At 66.1% G+C, this 12,040-nt stretch carries 15 protein-coding genes; 2 read left to right on the top strand and 13 right to left on the bottom strand.

The window, feature by feature from the left end; translation table 11 throughout:
• Nucleotides 1-2: 2 nt before the first annotated feature.
• The 13 genes from flgI to motA all read right to left on the bottom strand — a co-directional run bounded on the left by flgI (nt 3) and on the right by motA (nt 9,711).
• Nucleotides 3-1,202, bottom strand: a complete 1,200-nt coding sequence (flgI, locus tag E3C22_RS14015; protein ID WP_245514995.1) for a flagellar basal body P-ring protein FlgI — start codon at nt 1,200-1,202, stop codon at nt 3-5.
• The gene (flgA, locus tag E3C22_RS14020) at nt 1,199-1,702 is read right to left on the bottom strand and encodes a flagellar basal body P-ring formation chaperone FlgA (protein WP_167591775.1); all 504 of its coding nucleotides are present in this window, start codon (nt 1,700-1,702) and stop codon (nt 1,199-1,201) included. Before flgA ends, flgI begins: the two co-directional genes overlap by 4 nt.
• Nucleotides 1,703-1,706: 4 nt before the next feature.
• A complete protein-coding gene (gene flgG / locus E3C22_RS14025; RefSeq protein ID WP_134762675.1) occupies nt 1,707-2,495 on the bottom strand; it encodes a flagellar basal-body rod protein FlgG in 789 nt (262 codons plus the stop codon).
• A gap of 124 nt (nt 2,496-2,619) precedes the next feature.
• Nucleotides 2,620-2,937, bottom strand: a complete 318-nt coding sequence (gene fliE / locus E3C22_RS14030) for a flagellar hook-basal body complex protein FliE (RefSeq protein ID WP_134762676.1) — start codon at nt 2,935-2,937, stop codon at nt 2,620-2,622.
• A 2-nt stretch (nt 2,938-2,939) separates the two neighbouring features.
• Nucleotides 2,940-3,356 (bottom strand): flagellar basal body rod protein FlgC, encoded by a 417-nt coding sequence (gene flgC / locus E3C22_RS14035; RefSeq protein WP_134762677.1) that lies wholly within the window; start codon nt 3,354-3,356, stop codon nt 2,940-2,942.
• Between the two features lie 5 nt (nt 3,357-3,361).
• Nucleotides 3,362-3,742, bottom strand: coding sequence for a flagellar basal body protein (locus tag E3C22_RS14040; protein ID WP_134762678.1), 381 nt, complete (start codon nt 3,740-3,742; stop codon nt 3,362-3,364).
• A gap of 544 nt (nt 3,743-4,286) precedes the next feature.
• Nucleotides 4,287-4,688, bottom strand: coding sequence for a hypothetical protein (locus E3C22_RS14045; protein WP_134762679.1), 402 nt, complete (start codon nt 4,686-4,688; stop codon nt 4,287-4,289).
• A 29-nt stretch (nt 4,689-4,717) separates the two neighbouring features.
• Nucleotides 4,718-5,803, bottom strand: a complete 1,086-nt coding sequence (locus E3C22_RS14050; RefSeq protein ID WP_134762680.1) for an EscU/YscU/HrcU family type III secretion system export apparatus switch protein — start codon at nt 5,801-5,803, stop codon at nt 4,718-4,720.
• A gap of 160 nt (nt 5,804-5,963) precedes the next feature.
• Nucleotides 5,964-7,010: a FliG C-terminal domain-containing protein gene (locus E3C22_RS14055; protein ID WP_134762681.1), complete on the bottom strand. Its 1,047-nt coding sequence runs from the start codon at nt 7,008-7,010 to the stop codon at nt 5,964-5,966.
• 6 nt (nt 7,011-7,016) lie between these two features.
• Complete coding sequence (gene fliN, locus E3C22_RS14060) at nt 7,017-7,478, bottom strand: flagellar motor switch protein FliN (RefSeq protein WP_245514996.1); 462 nt, start codon at nt 7,476-7,478, stop codon at nt 7,017-7,019.
• 68 nt (nt 7,479-7,546) lie between these two features.
• Nucleotides 7,547-7,924, bottom strand: a complete 378-nt coding sequence (locus E3C22_RS14065) for a hypothetical protein (protein ID WP_134762682.1) — start codon at nt 7,922-7,924, stop codon at nt 7,547-7,549.
• Nucleotides 7,905-8,843 (bottom strand): FliM/FliN family flagellar motor switch protein, encoded by a 939-nt coding sequence (locus E3C22_RS14070; protein ID WP_134762683.1) that lies wholly within the window; start codon nt 8,841-8,843, stop codon nt 7,905-7,907. Before E3C22_RS14070 ends, E3C22_RS14065 begins: the two co-directional genes overlap by 20 nt.
• Nucleotides 8,844-8,847: 4 nt before the next feature.
• Nucleotides 8,848-9,711 (bottom strand): flagellar motor stator protein MotA, encoded by an 864-nt coding sequence (gene motA, locus E3C22_RS14075; RefSeq protein ID WP_134762684.1) that lies wholly within the window; start codon nt 9,709-9,711, stop codon nt 8,848-8,850.
• Nucleotides 9,712-9,933: 222 nt separating this feature from the next.
• On the opposite strand from motA, the gene flgF reads away from it, so the two are divergent.
• Both flgF and fliI read left to right on the top strand, forming a co-directional pair.
• On the top strand, nt 9,934-10,668 hold the full coding sequence (flgF, locus tag E3C22_RS14080; RefSeq protein ID WP_134762685.1) for a flagellar basal-body rod protein FlgF: 735 nt from the start codon (nt 9,934-9,936) through the stop codon (nt 10,666-10,668).
• Nucleotides 10,665-12,005 (top strand): flagellar protein export ATPase FliI, encoded by a 1,341-nt coding sequence (fliI, locus tag E3C22_RS14085; protein WP_134762686.1) that lies wholly within the window; start codon nt 10,665-10,667, stop codon nt 12,003-12,005. Before flgF ends, fliI begins: the two co-directional genes overlap by 4 nt.
• The last annotated feature ends 35 nt before the right edge of the window (nt 12,006-12,040 follow it).

The following is a 12,040-nucleotide window of genomic DNA, read 5'->3' on the forward strand; positions in this document are numbered from 1 at the left end:
CATCACTGCACCACGAGTTCCGCCTGGAGGGCACCGGCCGTCTTGATCGCCTGGAGGATCGCGATGATCCCGGTCGGCTTCAGACCGATGCGGTTGAGGCCGCGAACGACCGTTTCGAGGTCGGCTCCGCCGACGAAGGCGAAGTTGCCGCCGTCCTGCTGGACCTCGACGATGGTTTCCGAGGTGACCACCGTCTGGCCGTCGGAGAGCGGCGGCGGCTGCGAGACCGACGGCAGTTCGCTGACCCGGACGGTCAGGTTGCCGTGGGTCAGCGCCACGGTGGAGATCTGGACGTCCTTGCCGATGACCACCGTGCCGGTGCGCTCGTCGATGACGACGCGGGCGGGCTGGTCGGGCGCCACCCTCAGATCGCCGAGTTCGGCGAGGAAGCGGGTGGCCGAGACCTTCGACGGGCGATGCAGATGCACCGTGCGCAGGTCTTCCTCTTGGGCGACGGCGACGCCCCAGCGCTTGACCGAATAGGCGTTGATCACGTCGACGATGCGGATCGCCGTCTTGAAATCGGGATTGAAGAGCTCGAAGGCGAGCTTGCCGCCGTCATTGAAGGAGCCGGGCACCTCGCGCTCGACCAGCGCACCATTGGCGATGCGGCCGGAGGTCGGCACGCCCTGGGTCAGGGTCTCGCTGTCGCCCTGCGACGTGAAGCCGGACACCGCGACGGAGCCCTGTGCGACGGCGTAGATCTCGCCGTCGGCGCCGTAGAGCGGCGTCATCACCAGCGTGCCGCCCATCAGCGAATCGGCGTCACCGAGCGAGGACACCGTCACGTCGATGCGCTGGCCGGTGCCGATGAAGGGCGGCAGCTCGGCCGTCACCGTCACCGCGGCGACGTTCTTGCCGCGGGCGCTCTCGGAGCGGATGTTGACGCCCATGCGGTCGAGCATCGACTGCAGCGACTGTTCGGTGAAGGGCGCGTTGCGCATCGAATCGCCCGAGCCCTGCAGGCCGACGATCAGGCCGTAGCCGACGAGCTGGTTGGCGCGCACGCCCCGGACGGAGGTGATGTCCTTGATGCGGACGGTGCCGATCGCCGAATCCGGGTCGCCGCGCACCGGGCGGAACGGCTCGCCGAAGCTGCGCCCCTGCCTGGTGTCACGGCTGGCGACCATATCGGCCGCCTGCGCCGTCTCGGCGAGGAACAGAATCGCAAGAAGCACACGCGCGAAATTGAAGAGGTTCATCCCTCGATCCTGATCGTTCCATCCGAGTCGATCACGCCGGACACGACGATGCCGCTGTCGATGTTGCGGACCTTGACCAGATCGCCTTCGGCGCCGGAGCGCAGCGCCGTGCCGAGACTGGTGATGACGAGGCCCGCCTCGCGATAGACGAGCGTGACCTGCGAGCCGGCCTTGACGAGGTCGGGCATCGCGATGTCGGTGAGGCGGATGGCGTTGCCCGGCAGCAGCGTGCGCTTGGCGACCATGCCCTGCAGCATCTTCTCGTCGAGAACGAACAGGCCGACCTTGTCGTCCTTGACGATGAACTCCCCCGTCGAGAGGCCGCGATCGATGATCGACTGGCCCGGATAGACGATGGCGACCGGCACCGGCATCTGAAGATCGGCGGCCCTCGAGGGCATGCCCGCCGCAAGGACGGTCGCAGCCGCAAGGCCGAGGACACGGCAGAGCCTGCCGAGGCGGCCAGGACCGCCGGCGAGCGATCGGGCGCGGCGAAACATCGTCTTACCTCATGCCCTTGGAGATCACGCTCGACATCTCGTCGGCGGCGGTGATCACCTTGGAGTTCATCTCGTAGGCGCGCTGGGCGGAGATCAGCTCGGAGATTTCCTTCACCGGATCGACGTTGGAATCTTCCAGATAGCCCTGGTTGATGGTGCCGTAGCCCTCCTCGCCGGCGACACCTGCCACCGGCGCGCCGGAGGCGACCGTCTCGCGGAAGAGATTGCCGCCCTGTGCGGTCAGGCCGGCATCGTTCGGGAAGGTCGAAATGGTCAGCTGGCCGAGGAGCTGCGGCGCGGTCTGGCCGTCGATCGTCGCATAGACCTCGCCGCTACCGTTGACGGTCACGTCGGTGGTGTTCGCCGGCACGGTGATGCCGGGATCGACGACGAAGCCGTCGAGGGTCACAAGCTGGCCGGTGGCGTTGGTGTTGAAGGCGCCGTCGCGGGTATAGAGCGTGTCGCCGTTCGGGCCCTGGACCTGGAACCAGCCATTGCCGTTGATCGCGAGGTCGAACTTGTTGCCGGTCTGGTTCAGCGTGCCCTGGAGATGCACGGTGCGGATCGCCGCGAGGCGCACGCCGAGGCCGAGCTGGGCTCCCTCGGGAACGACACCCTCGCCGCCGCGGTTCGGCACGCCCTGCATCCGCTCGATCTGGTAGAGCAGATCGGTGAACTCGGCCCGCGACCGCTTGAAGCCCGTGGTGTTGATGTTCGCGATATTATTCGAGATCACTTCCACATTGGTCTGCTGGGCATTCATGCCGGTGGCGGCGATGGCTAGCGCACGCATGGAAAACTCCGTCGATTGGATTGGCCCGCCGGAGCGGCGAATACCGCCGGCAGATCAGGAAGATGCAGCCGCAAAGCCGTCGTTGGGACCGGACCGGCGGGCTTGCCGCCCGCCGCAGGCGCCCTCAGATCGCCATGCGGGAGAGCTCGAGATAGGCGGCGACCGCCTTGTCGCGGACCGCGATCGCGGTCTGGAGGGTGCGCTCGGCATCCATCACCGCCTCGACCACCGCCTGGGTGGAGGCTTCGCCGTTGACGCCCTTGATCGAGGTCGCCTCGGCCGTCTTGACGGTCGAGACGGCGTCGGAGGCCAGCTGGGTCAGGACGGCGCCGAAGCTCTGGGCGCCGGCAGCTTCGGGAATGCGCGCGGCGCCGCCGGTGACGAGGCCGCTGGTGGGGGCGAGCTCGACCTTGGGAAGGCTCGATCCGATAGCAGGGATCATGGTCAACTCCTCAGGAGATCGATGGTCATGTTGATCAGCTCCCGGGCCTGCTTCACCACCTGGAGGTTGGCCTCGTAGGAGCGGTTCGCCTCACGCATGTCGGCCATCTCGACCAGCATGTTGACGTTCGGCATCTTGACGTAGCCTTCGGCATTGGCGGCCGGATTGCCCGGGTCGTGCTCGATGACGAAGGGGCTGTTGTCGCGGCTGACCTGGGAGACCTTGACGAGATCGGCGCCGGTGAGGCGATCGAGCTCCTGGCCGAAGGTCACGGTCTTGCGCTGATAGGGATCGGCGCCGGCCGCATTGCCGGTGGTGTTGGCATTGGCGATGTTTTCCGAGACGACGCGCAGGCGGGTCGACTGTGCCGACAACCCGCTCGAGGCGATCTTCAGGGACGAGATGATGGGGTCCATCATGGCGATCAGCCCTTTACCGTATTGAGGATCATCCGGTGGAAGGCCTTCACGATCGAGGTGTTGAGCGAGTAGTCGCGAGCGATCTCGCCCCCCTTCAGCATTTCCTGCTCCAGGGTGACGTCCTTGTCGGTGGTCTTGACCGTCCAGTCCTGCTGGCCGGTGCGCGCCACGCCCTCGCTCAAGCCGGAGCCGATCGAGATGTGACCGGCATTGTCGGCGACCATGCGGCTGCCGACCTCGTTCAGGACGTCTTCGAAGGGGGCGATTTCCTTGGTCTTGTAGTCGGGCGTATCGGCATTCGCGACATTGTCGGCGACCACGGTCTGACGGGCGGTCAACCACGCATTGCGCTGGGAAGTGAGTCCGAAGAGATAGGCGCTGTCCATGGCGAAACTTCCGAATGCTTCGACTGTCCCGCTTCTACGCCGGAGCACTTGTCCGAAACTTGTAGGTAAGCCGTAAATCAGCCTTATGAAACGCTAAGGAAGCAAAAGCTCTTCCCGGAAGGCCGACGAGCGCTCAGTGGACACGACCTTTCCGGGAGGCAAGGGTGTCATCCGCCGCGCGAGGAACAGGCGGGAACAGCCGATTCGCGGTCGTGCCTGAAGGCGACGAAAAGCCTCCGGCGGGCGGGCCATCACCGGAGCTACGCTTGTCCGCGAAACGCAGGCGCGCCATCGCTCAATGGCCGGCGCGGCGAGCGACGATCGGAACAGGGCAAAGAGAAGAGAAAGAATAAGAGAGGGACGCCAGCGCCGCCCTCTCCGGCGGCCGGTCAGGCCGCAGGGGCCGGATGGGATTGCAGCGCCCGGCTCATTGTCCGGCGGCTTGCTGCCAGGCAGTGCAGCGGCAAGGCGTCCGCCCTGCCGCTGCAACATTGCGGGAAACTGTCGTCCGGAAAGCCGCTCTTCGGCCTGCCAGACCGCGCCGTTACTCGGGCACCCTCAGATGGGCGTCGGCAATGGCGTTCATCAGCGCCACCAGTTCCTCGTCCGCGGTGGCGGGACGATCCTCGAAGCTGACATGGGCGATGTCGACGGCCGCGGTGGTGGCGCCGAGTTCGAGATGGAAATGCGCGGTCACGCCGGCATGGCGGAACTCGAGTGCAAGGACGACGATCGGCACCTCGCCCCATCTCAGCCGGACCTCGCCACCGTCGGCAAAGCGCAGCACGCCCGGCTTCAGGTAGAGTTCCGAGGAGGACGTGACGATATCGGCGAGATTGCCGTAGCGCTCCAGTCGCAGGAACGCGATGTAGTCGACGACGTCGACGAGCCGCAGTTCCGCGGCGATTTCCTTGATGCCGTCCGCAAGCGCCCGCTCACGCGACATGGTCGATCTTTTTCTGATGTCGAGCATGACTAAGCCGTGGCAACTCCCATCTTGGTCCCCGACCGAGTGTACAGATAATAGATGATTTCGGCGACGGCCTTGAAAAACTGTGGCGGGATCATCTGGTCGATTTCAACATGATCGTACATCGACCTTGCCAAGAGCTTGTCCTCCAGAACGGGGACGTCATTCGCCTCGGCAATTTCGCGTATCTTGAGGGCGAGGAGGTCGGTGCCCTTGGCCACGACGATCGGCGCGCCGCCTTCCTCGCGAACGTAGCGCAGAGCGATGGCGTAGTGGGTCGGGTTGGCGATGACGAGCGTCGCCTTCGGCACCTCCGCCATCATCCGGCGGCGGGTGCGGTCGCGGGCGATCTGGCGCTGGCGGGCCTTGACCATCGGGTCGCCCTCCATCTGCTTGGCCTCGTCCTTGATCTCCTGCTTCGACATCATCAGGTCGCGCTTCCAGTGCAGCCGCGACAGGCCGATATCGGCGGCGACGAGGAGGATCGTCGCGATGGAGACGCCGGACAGAAGCTTCATCGCCATCTGCAGGATGAGTTCCGGCATCAGGACGGGGTCGGCATACATGGCCTTGACCATGGTCGGGAAACCCGAGACCAGGATCGAACCGACGACGACGCCGATGGCAACGAACTTAAACATGGCCTTGCCGAACTCCGTTACGCCGCGAAGGCCGAAGATCCGGCGGAAGCCGGACGACAGCGAAACGTTCGAAGCCTTGGGAGCGATCCGCTCGAAATTGATCTGAGGCGGATTCTGCAGGAGCGATGCGAGGATGCCGGCGCCGGCGAAGAGCAGGGTCGCCGGCATGATGAACCGGCCCATCTGGACCGCCAGCATTTCGAGGACATGTAACCCATCGGCTCCCGTCTCCAACTCCCACTGGAGCGGATTCTCCATCGTCGACTTCAGCGCGAGGAGCAGCTGTGCCGAGCCATCCTGGACATGAAAGGTCAGGAAGGCCATCGCCGCCAAGAGAGAGGCCAGGATCGGAGCTTCCCGCGAGACCGGAAGGTTGCCCTTCTCGACCGTGTCGCGGATCTTCTTGTCCGTCGGCTGCTCTGTCTTTGACGATCGATCCTCGTCCGACAACGATTTACTCCCTCAAGCCGTTGACGTCGGATGAACCGGGAAAGGTCTCAGTGGGATTACGGTTGCGCAACCGTTACGATGCGCCATCCCCGCTTCTCTCGCAGGGGACGGGATGCTGCCGGCGCGGCCCGACAAGACGGGCGGGCGCCGGCAATGGCTTCTACTCTTCGGCCTGCTCGCGCAGAGCGAGCTTGCCTTCGCCGGCGAGGCGCAGCGCCTCCTTGGCGATCTGGCGCCTGGCCCCGTCGATGTCGGCCTTCTGGGCGCCGGAGTCCTGCTTGAGCTCGGCCTCGGCCATGCGCCGGGCTCTGGCGCCGAGCGAGGAGAGAACGAGATCGACGATCTCCTGGCTCGCGCCTCTCAGCGACAGGACGAGCACGTCCGGAGCCACCGCATCGAACAGGGTGAGCCGCGACTTCAGCGGCAGCGCCGGCAGATCCTCGAAAGCGAAGAGCAGCTTCTCCAGCGCCTCGGCGTCCTTCGGACGGGTGGCGCGCAGGGATTCCAGCACCTCTTCCGAGGAGTCCTTGTCGAGACGGTTGACGATCTCGGCGAGGAAGGCGTGGCTGCCCCCCTCCTCGCTCTCGCCGCCTCCGGCGACGAAGTTGCGGCGGATCTGGCCCTCGAGGACGCTCTGGACCGTATATTGCAGCGGCTTCAGCGTCAGGATCCGGCGCATCACGTCGTTGCGCATCGCCGAGCCGAATTCGCGGATCATCGCCGAGGCCATCTCGGGCTGGACCCTGGCGAGGATGATCGCCACCATCTGCGGATGTTCGGCAAGGAGCTTGCGGGCGAGCTTGGGCGGATCCATCGCGGCGATCGCCTCCCAGACGTCACCTTCCCGGCCCATCTCGGCGAGGTCCGCCAGTGCAGGGTCGCGGCTGTCCGGATCGAAGATCGCGATATATTCTTCGCGCGACAGGGCGCTTTCGAGGAGCTCGGCCATTTCCTTGGCGGGCCCGGTCAGCGCCGCACCCTTCTTGAAATAGCTCTGGAAGTCGTCGACGACCTCGTCGATCTGCTCCGGCCCGACGGTCGGCAGCTTGGCTGCGCTCTCGCGGATGATCCGGATCTCCTCGGGCGAGAGATGCTTCAGGATGCGCGACGCGCCCTGCGATCCGACCGCAAGCAAGAGAATGGCCGCACGCGCGCTGCCGCTGTCGGGCACGCCGGGGTCATTGCTGTAGGCGGCGATGATCGACATGGCTTATCAGGCTGCGCGAGACTTGCGGGCCTGCAGCTTGGTGCCGGGCTTTGCAACGTCGGTGAGGGTGATGCCGAAGCGCTGCTCCTCCTTGTCGATGACGACGATCTCGCCGCGCGCGACGATGCGGCCGTTGACGACGACGTCGACCGGCTCGCCGACCTTGGTGTCGAGCTTGACGACGGCGCCGCGGCCGAGCTTGAGGATGTTGGCGACGGTCATCGTCGAGGAGCCGAGAACGACCTGCATGGTCACCGGCACGTCCATGACGAGGTCGAGGTCGACGTGATCCTCGACCGGCTCTTCCTCTGCGACCACCTCGTCCTCTTCGTCTTCTTCTTCAGCGGCGGCGCCGACGCCGGCCATGGCCGCGGCGGGATCGAAACCGGACGGCATTTCGAAGCCGCCGAGCTCGGATTCCTCTTCGTCGGTGTCTTCGAGATCAAGATCCAGGTCGGAATCGATCATGGTGCGGTCTTTCCAGGGCTGGAGGCATCATGCGGGCCGCTTCGCGCCACCGCGGCGTCGGTCTCTGATTAGCGGGCCAGACTGGCGCGAAGCCTGTCATGGGCTGCGGCGAAAAAGTCGTGATAGGGATCCTCGTTCGCCGCTTGCGGCTCCGGCGCGGCGCTGGCGACATGGACGTCGGCGCGGGCAAGAAGGCCTTCGAGCCGCTCGGCAAGCTGCCTTGCCTCGACCAGCTGGCGCTCCAGCGTCTGCACCGTCTCGATGCCCTCGTGGCGGGCGCCGACGATCGCGCCAGCGGCGCGGTTGAGCGAGACCTCGGCGTTTTCCAGCGCCTCGACCAGATCGGTCTGGCGCAGCGCCCTCAGCTCCTTGTGCATCCGGCCGCAGCGCAGCGCCGTGACGACCAGCGCGACGACGAGGAGCAGGTCAATCAGATAGGATGTCATCGATGAACTCCTGAGCCGGGTCGATCCGCTCCTCGATCCGCACGACGTAGGATTCGCGCGAGCGCCCGACCTGGGCGCGGAACATCGGCCGGTCCTCGCATTCGAGCGGGATGAGGCTGGAAAGCCCGACGTCCAGCTCGACGATGCCGCCGACCCGGAAGCGCGCGACCTGCGACAGCGGGATCTTCTTCTTGCAGAGCACCGCCTCGATCTTGAGGTCGGACTGGGCGAAGCTCGCCTCGATGCCCTTCTTCCAGGCCTCGTCGGTGCCCATTTCGGGCTTTTCCGGCGTACCGCTGAGAAAGCGGCGGTGGGGCGACAGGAAGCTCTTGCCGAGCGCCAGGGAAAACTCCGCCTTGAAGTCGCCGACCTCCACCTCGAAGCGGAAGACGAAGTAGCGCTCGGGCTCCTCGCCCAGCACCTCGGCGAGGTCGGCCGCGGCGACGAAGCTGCCGAGCGACATGTCGAAGCTGTCCATCGGCTGAAACGCCTTCGTCGCGGTCTCCAGCACCTTGGCGAAGAACAACCGAACGAAATGCTGGTCGAGAGCGGTCGGCTCGCGGCTGGCGGCCAGTTCCTCCGACGGCTCGCAGCCGAGGAAGGAGGCAAGCACCGCCTCGACGACCTTGCGGTCGGCCATGACGTAGCTCGGCCTGGCGAAGCGGTTCGACAACAGCGGCGCGATCAGCGCGGTCGCCAGCTGAGCGTCCTCCGGATCGGGGGCGTTCTCCATCTCGCACTGCTGGTAGACGACCTCGATGGCGCCCGGCGCGAGCTCGCGGAGCCGGAGGTTGAGATCCTCGGTCCAGGCGTTGCAGATGTGGGTCAGGCGCGGCAGCCGGGCCGGGTCGATCTCGTTGGCGCTTTTCAGGCGCGCATGGATCTCGGCCGGATCGGATGCGAAGGCGACTTCGCTCATGGCATCAAGCTCCCGAGCCGCCGCCGATGGTCTCGTTCTCGACCTGGTCGATGGTCGGACGGTCGGCCGCCGAGATCACCTTGCGGCCGTATTCGAGGGCGACCTGGGGCATGGCGCCGTTCATGTAGGCGATCAGGGTCGACTTCACGATGACGAAGACGCGCACCTTCTTCTCGCGGACATATTTGATCTTGGCGGCGATCGGGCCGAACATGCCGTAGGAGAAGAAGATGCCGGCGAAGGTGCCGACGAGCGCGGCGCCGATCAGGTGGCCGAGCACTTCCGGCGGCTGGTCGAGGGCGCCCATCGCCTTGATGACGCCGAGGACGGCGGCGACGATGCCGATCGCCGGCAGGCCGTCGGCGACATCCTGCAGGGCGTGCTTGGCTTTCAGGAGATCGTGGTGGATGGTCTGGATCTCCTCGTCCATCAGCGCCTCGATCTCGTGCGGACGGGCATTGCCGATGATGATCAGCCGCGCATAGTCGCAGATGAAGTTGAGCATCGGCGTATCCTTGATGATGTTCGGATAGGCCTGGAAGATCGTCGATTCCGCCGGGTCGTCGATGTGGGCCTCGACCTCCGAGCGCGACTTGGAGCGCATCTCGCGCATCAGATTGTGCAGGAGCCCGAGGACCTCGAGATAATCCTTCTGCTTCGGCACCTTGTTCTTCAAAGCATCGCCCATCGCCTTGCCGGTATCCTTAATCGTCTTGCCGGAGTTGGAGATGATGAAGGTGCCGAGCGACGTGCCGAGAATGATGACGTATTCGAAGGGCTGCACGAGCACGTCGAGATGGCCGCCCATCGCGACGAAGCCGCCGAGCAGCGCGCCGAGTGCCACGACGAGGCCAATCAGAATTCCCATTTTTCATCCTCGGATACGCGTTGTTCCGGATACTGGCCTACGGCAGAAGCGCTTGTGCGAGCCTTGTCCGCCACCCCTCTGCCTCTCCTGAAATTGCGGGAATGCGGCCTGCCAGTCTGAGACAAGCCTTGTTCGGCAGGTTGCGGGCAACAACGTGCCGGCCGGTGGAACGCTGAGACGTTCCGGCAATGCCGCCGGCTCCAGACCAAGAGGATGATCCCCATGGAGGCTTCGCTTTCGCCGGCCCTGTCGGCACAGCTTGCCATCGAGCGCCGGCTCGACACCCTGGCGCACAACCTCGCCAACATCCGCACCGCCGGTTTCCGCGCCGAGGAGGTGAAGTTCGACGAGCTTCTGAAGCCCGGCGACGGCTTCGGCTCCGACCCCGTGAGCCTTGCCTCGGAAGGCACCACCTTCCTGTCGACCAAGAACGGCGAACTCACCCAGACCGGCAATCCGCTGGACATGGCGGTTGCCGGCGACGCCTGGTTCGGCATGCAGGGGCCGAACGGCGTCGTCTACACCCGCGACGGCCGCATGCGGATCAACCAGGCCGGCACCGTCGAGACCCTCACCGGCTACCCGCTGGTCGATGCCGGCGGCGCGCAGATCCAGGTCAATACGAATGGCGGCCCGCTGACGATCGCCCGCGACGGCATGATCACCCAGAACGGCCAGCAGCTCGGCGCCGTCGGGCTGTTCACCATCCCCGCCACCGCCAAGCTGAACCGCTTCGACACGTCCGGCGTCGTCCCCGACCAGGCCGCCCAGCCGGCCCTCGATTTCAGCCAGGTCGGCGTCATGCAGGGGTTCATCGAAGGTTCGAACGTCAATCCGGTGCTGGAGATGACGCGCCTGATCGAACTGCAGCGCGCCTTCGAGAGCGCCGCAAACCTCGTCCAGTCGAACGAGCGTAGCCTCGGCGACGCCATCCAGACCCTCGGGAGCAGCCGGTGAGCCTTTCCAGCCAGACACCGCGCGACCTTTCGCCGCTCGACGCGCCGCGCATCGCCATATCCGGCCGCATCGTCGATGTCGGGCCGCAGGCCTACCGCGTCTCCGGCCTGTCGCCCTTCGTGCGGCTCGGCGACTGCATCGCCTGCCCGGGCACCGGCGGCGAGGAGATCGGCGAGGTCGTGCGGATCGAATCCGACTCCCTCACCGTCAAGCCTTTCGGCATCCGCTCGACCCTCGGCGTCAAGAGCCCGGCCCGGCGCATCGGCCCCTATACCGTCGCCCCCACGGCAGACTGGAAGGGCCGCGTCGTCAACGCCTTCGGTCAGCCGGTCGACGGCCGCGGGGCGCTCGACAAGGGCGAACAGGAGCGCGTCGCCGACGGCTCGCCGCCCCCTGCCCTGAAACGCGGCCGGGTCGGCAGCCCGGTGCAGACGGGCATCCGCACCATCGACCTCTTCACGCCGCTGGTCAAAGGCCAGCGTATCGGCATCTTCGCCGGCTCCGGCGTCGGCAAGTCGACGCTGATGGGCATGCTGTCGCGGGCTCAGGGCTTCGACACCGCCGTGGTGGCGCTGGTCGGCGAGCGTGGCCGCGAGGTGCGCGAATTCCTCGAAGAGACCATGGCCGGCGGCCTCGACAAGCTCGTCACGGTGGTGGCGACCGGCGACGAGAGCCCGATGATGCGGCGGCTGGCGCCGAAGACCGCCACCGCCATCGCCGAATATTTCCGCGACCAGGGCGAGAACGTCCTCCTGATCATCGACAGCGTCACGCGTCTTGCCCATGCGGCGCGCGACGTCGCGCTCGCCGCCGGCGAGCCGCCGGTGGCGAGAGGCTATCCGCCGAGCGTCTTTTCCGAGCTGCCGCAGCTTCTGGAAAGGGCCGGCCCCGGCCTTGAAGGCTCCGGCACCATCACCGGCGTCTTTTCGGTGCTCGTCGACGGCGACGACCACAACGACCCGATCGCCGACGCGATCCGGGGAACCCTCGACGGCCATATCGTGCTCGACCGGGCGATCGCCGAACAGGGCCGCTTCCCGGCGGTCGACGTCCTGAAATCGATCTCGCGTCTTGCCGACCGGGCCTGGAACCCGCAGGAGCGCGAGCTCGTCACCCGGCTGAAGGCGATGATCGCCCGCTTCGAGGACACCCGCGACCTCAGGCTTCTCGGCGGCTATCAGCGCGGCTCGGACGGAACCCTCGACCAGGCGGTCGATCTGGTGCCGCATATCTACGACTATCTGATCCAGCATCCGGGCGACAAGATCACCGACAAGCCGTTCAAGGACCTGTCGAAGAAGCTGAAGGAAGCTTTCGCGCCGCCGCCGGCGAAGTGAGGCCGGTCGGAACACGCCCGCCCATGGCCAGACCC

The sequence above is a fragment of the Jiella endophytica genome, assembly GCF_004519335.1.
Lineage (GTDB): Bacteria > Pseudomonadota > Alphaproteobacteria > Rhizobiales > Rhizobiaceae > Jiella > Jiella endophytica.

What these genes read in the sequence shown, in the direction of transcription:
- flgI (WP_245514995.1), bottom strand. Translation starts at nt 1,202, where the DNA reads ATGAACCTCTTCAATTTCGCGCGTGTGCTTCTTGCGATTCTGTTCCTC.
- flgA (WP_167591775.1), bottom strand. Translation starts at nt 1,702, where the DNA reads ATGTTTCGCCGCGCCCGATCGCTCGCCGGCGGTCCTGGCCGCCTCGGC.
- flgG (WP_134762675.1), bottom strand. Translation starts at nt 2,495, where the DNA reads ATGCGTGCGCTAGCCATCGCCGCCACCGGCATGAATGCCCAGCAGACC.
- fliE (WP_134762676.1), bottom strand. Translation starts at nt 2,937, where the DNA reads ATGATCCCTGCTATCGGATCGAGCCTTCCCAAGGTCGAGCTCGCCCCC.
- flgC (WP_134762677.1), bottom strand. Translation starts at nt 3,356, where the DNA reads ATGATGGACCCCATCATCTCGTCCCTGAAGATCGCCTCGAGCGGGTTG.
- E3C22_RS14040 (WP_134762678.1), bottom strand. Translation starts at nt 3,742, where the DNA reads ATGGACAGCGCCTATCTCTTCGGACTCACTTCCCAGCGCAATGCGTGG.
- E3C22_RS14045 (WP_134762679.1), bottom strand. Translation starts at nt 4,688, where the DNA reads ATGTCGCGTGAGCGGGCGCTTGCGGACGGCATCAAGGAAATCGCCGCG.
- E3C22_RS14055 (WP_134762681.1), bottom strand. Translation starts at nt 7,010, where the DNA reads ATGTCGATCATCGCCGCCTACAGCAATGACCCCGGCGTGCCCGACAGC.
- fliN (WP_245514996.1), bottom strand. Translation starts at nt 7,478, where the DNA reads ATGATCGATTCCGACCTGGATCTTGATCTCGAAGACACCGACGAAGAG.
- E3C22_RS14065 (WP_134762682.1), bottom strand. Translation starts at nt 7,924, where the DNA reads ATGACATCCTATCTGATTGACCTGCTCCTCGTCGTCGCGCTGGTCGTC.
- E3C22_RS14070 (WP_134762683.1), bottom strand. Translation starts at nt 8,843, where the DNA reads ATGAGCGAAGTCGCCTTCGCATCCGATCCGGCCGAGATCCATGCGCGC.
- motA (WP_134762684.1), bottom strand. Translation starts at nt 9,711, where the DNA reads ATGGGAATTCTGATTGGCCTCGTCGTGGCACTCGGCGCGCTGCTCGGC.
- flgF (WP_134762685.1), top strand. Translation starts at nt 9,934, where the DNA reads ATGGAGGCTTCGCTTTCGCCGGCCCTGTCGGCACAGCTTGCCATCGAG.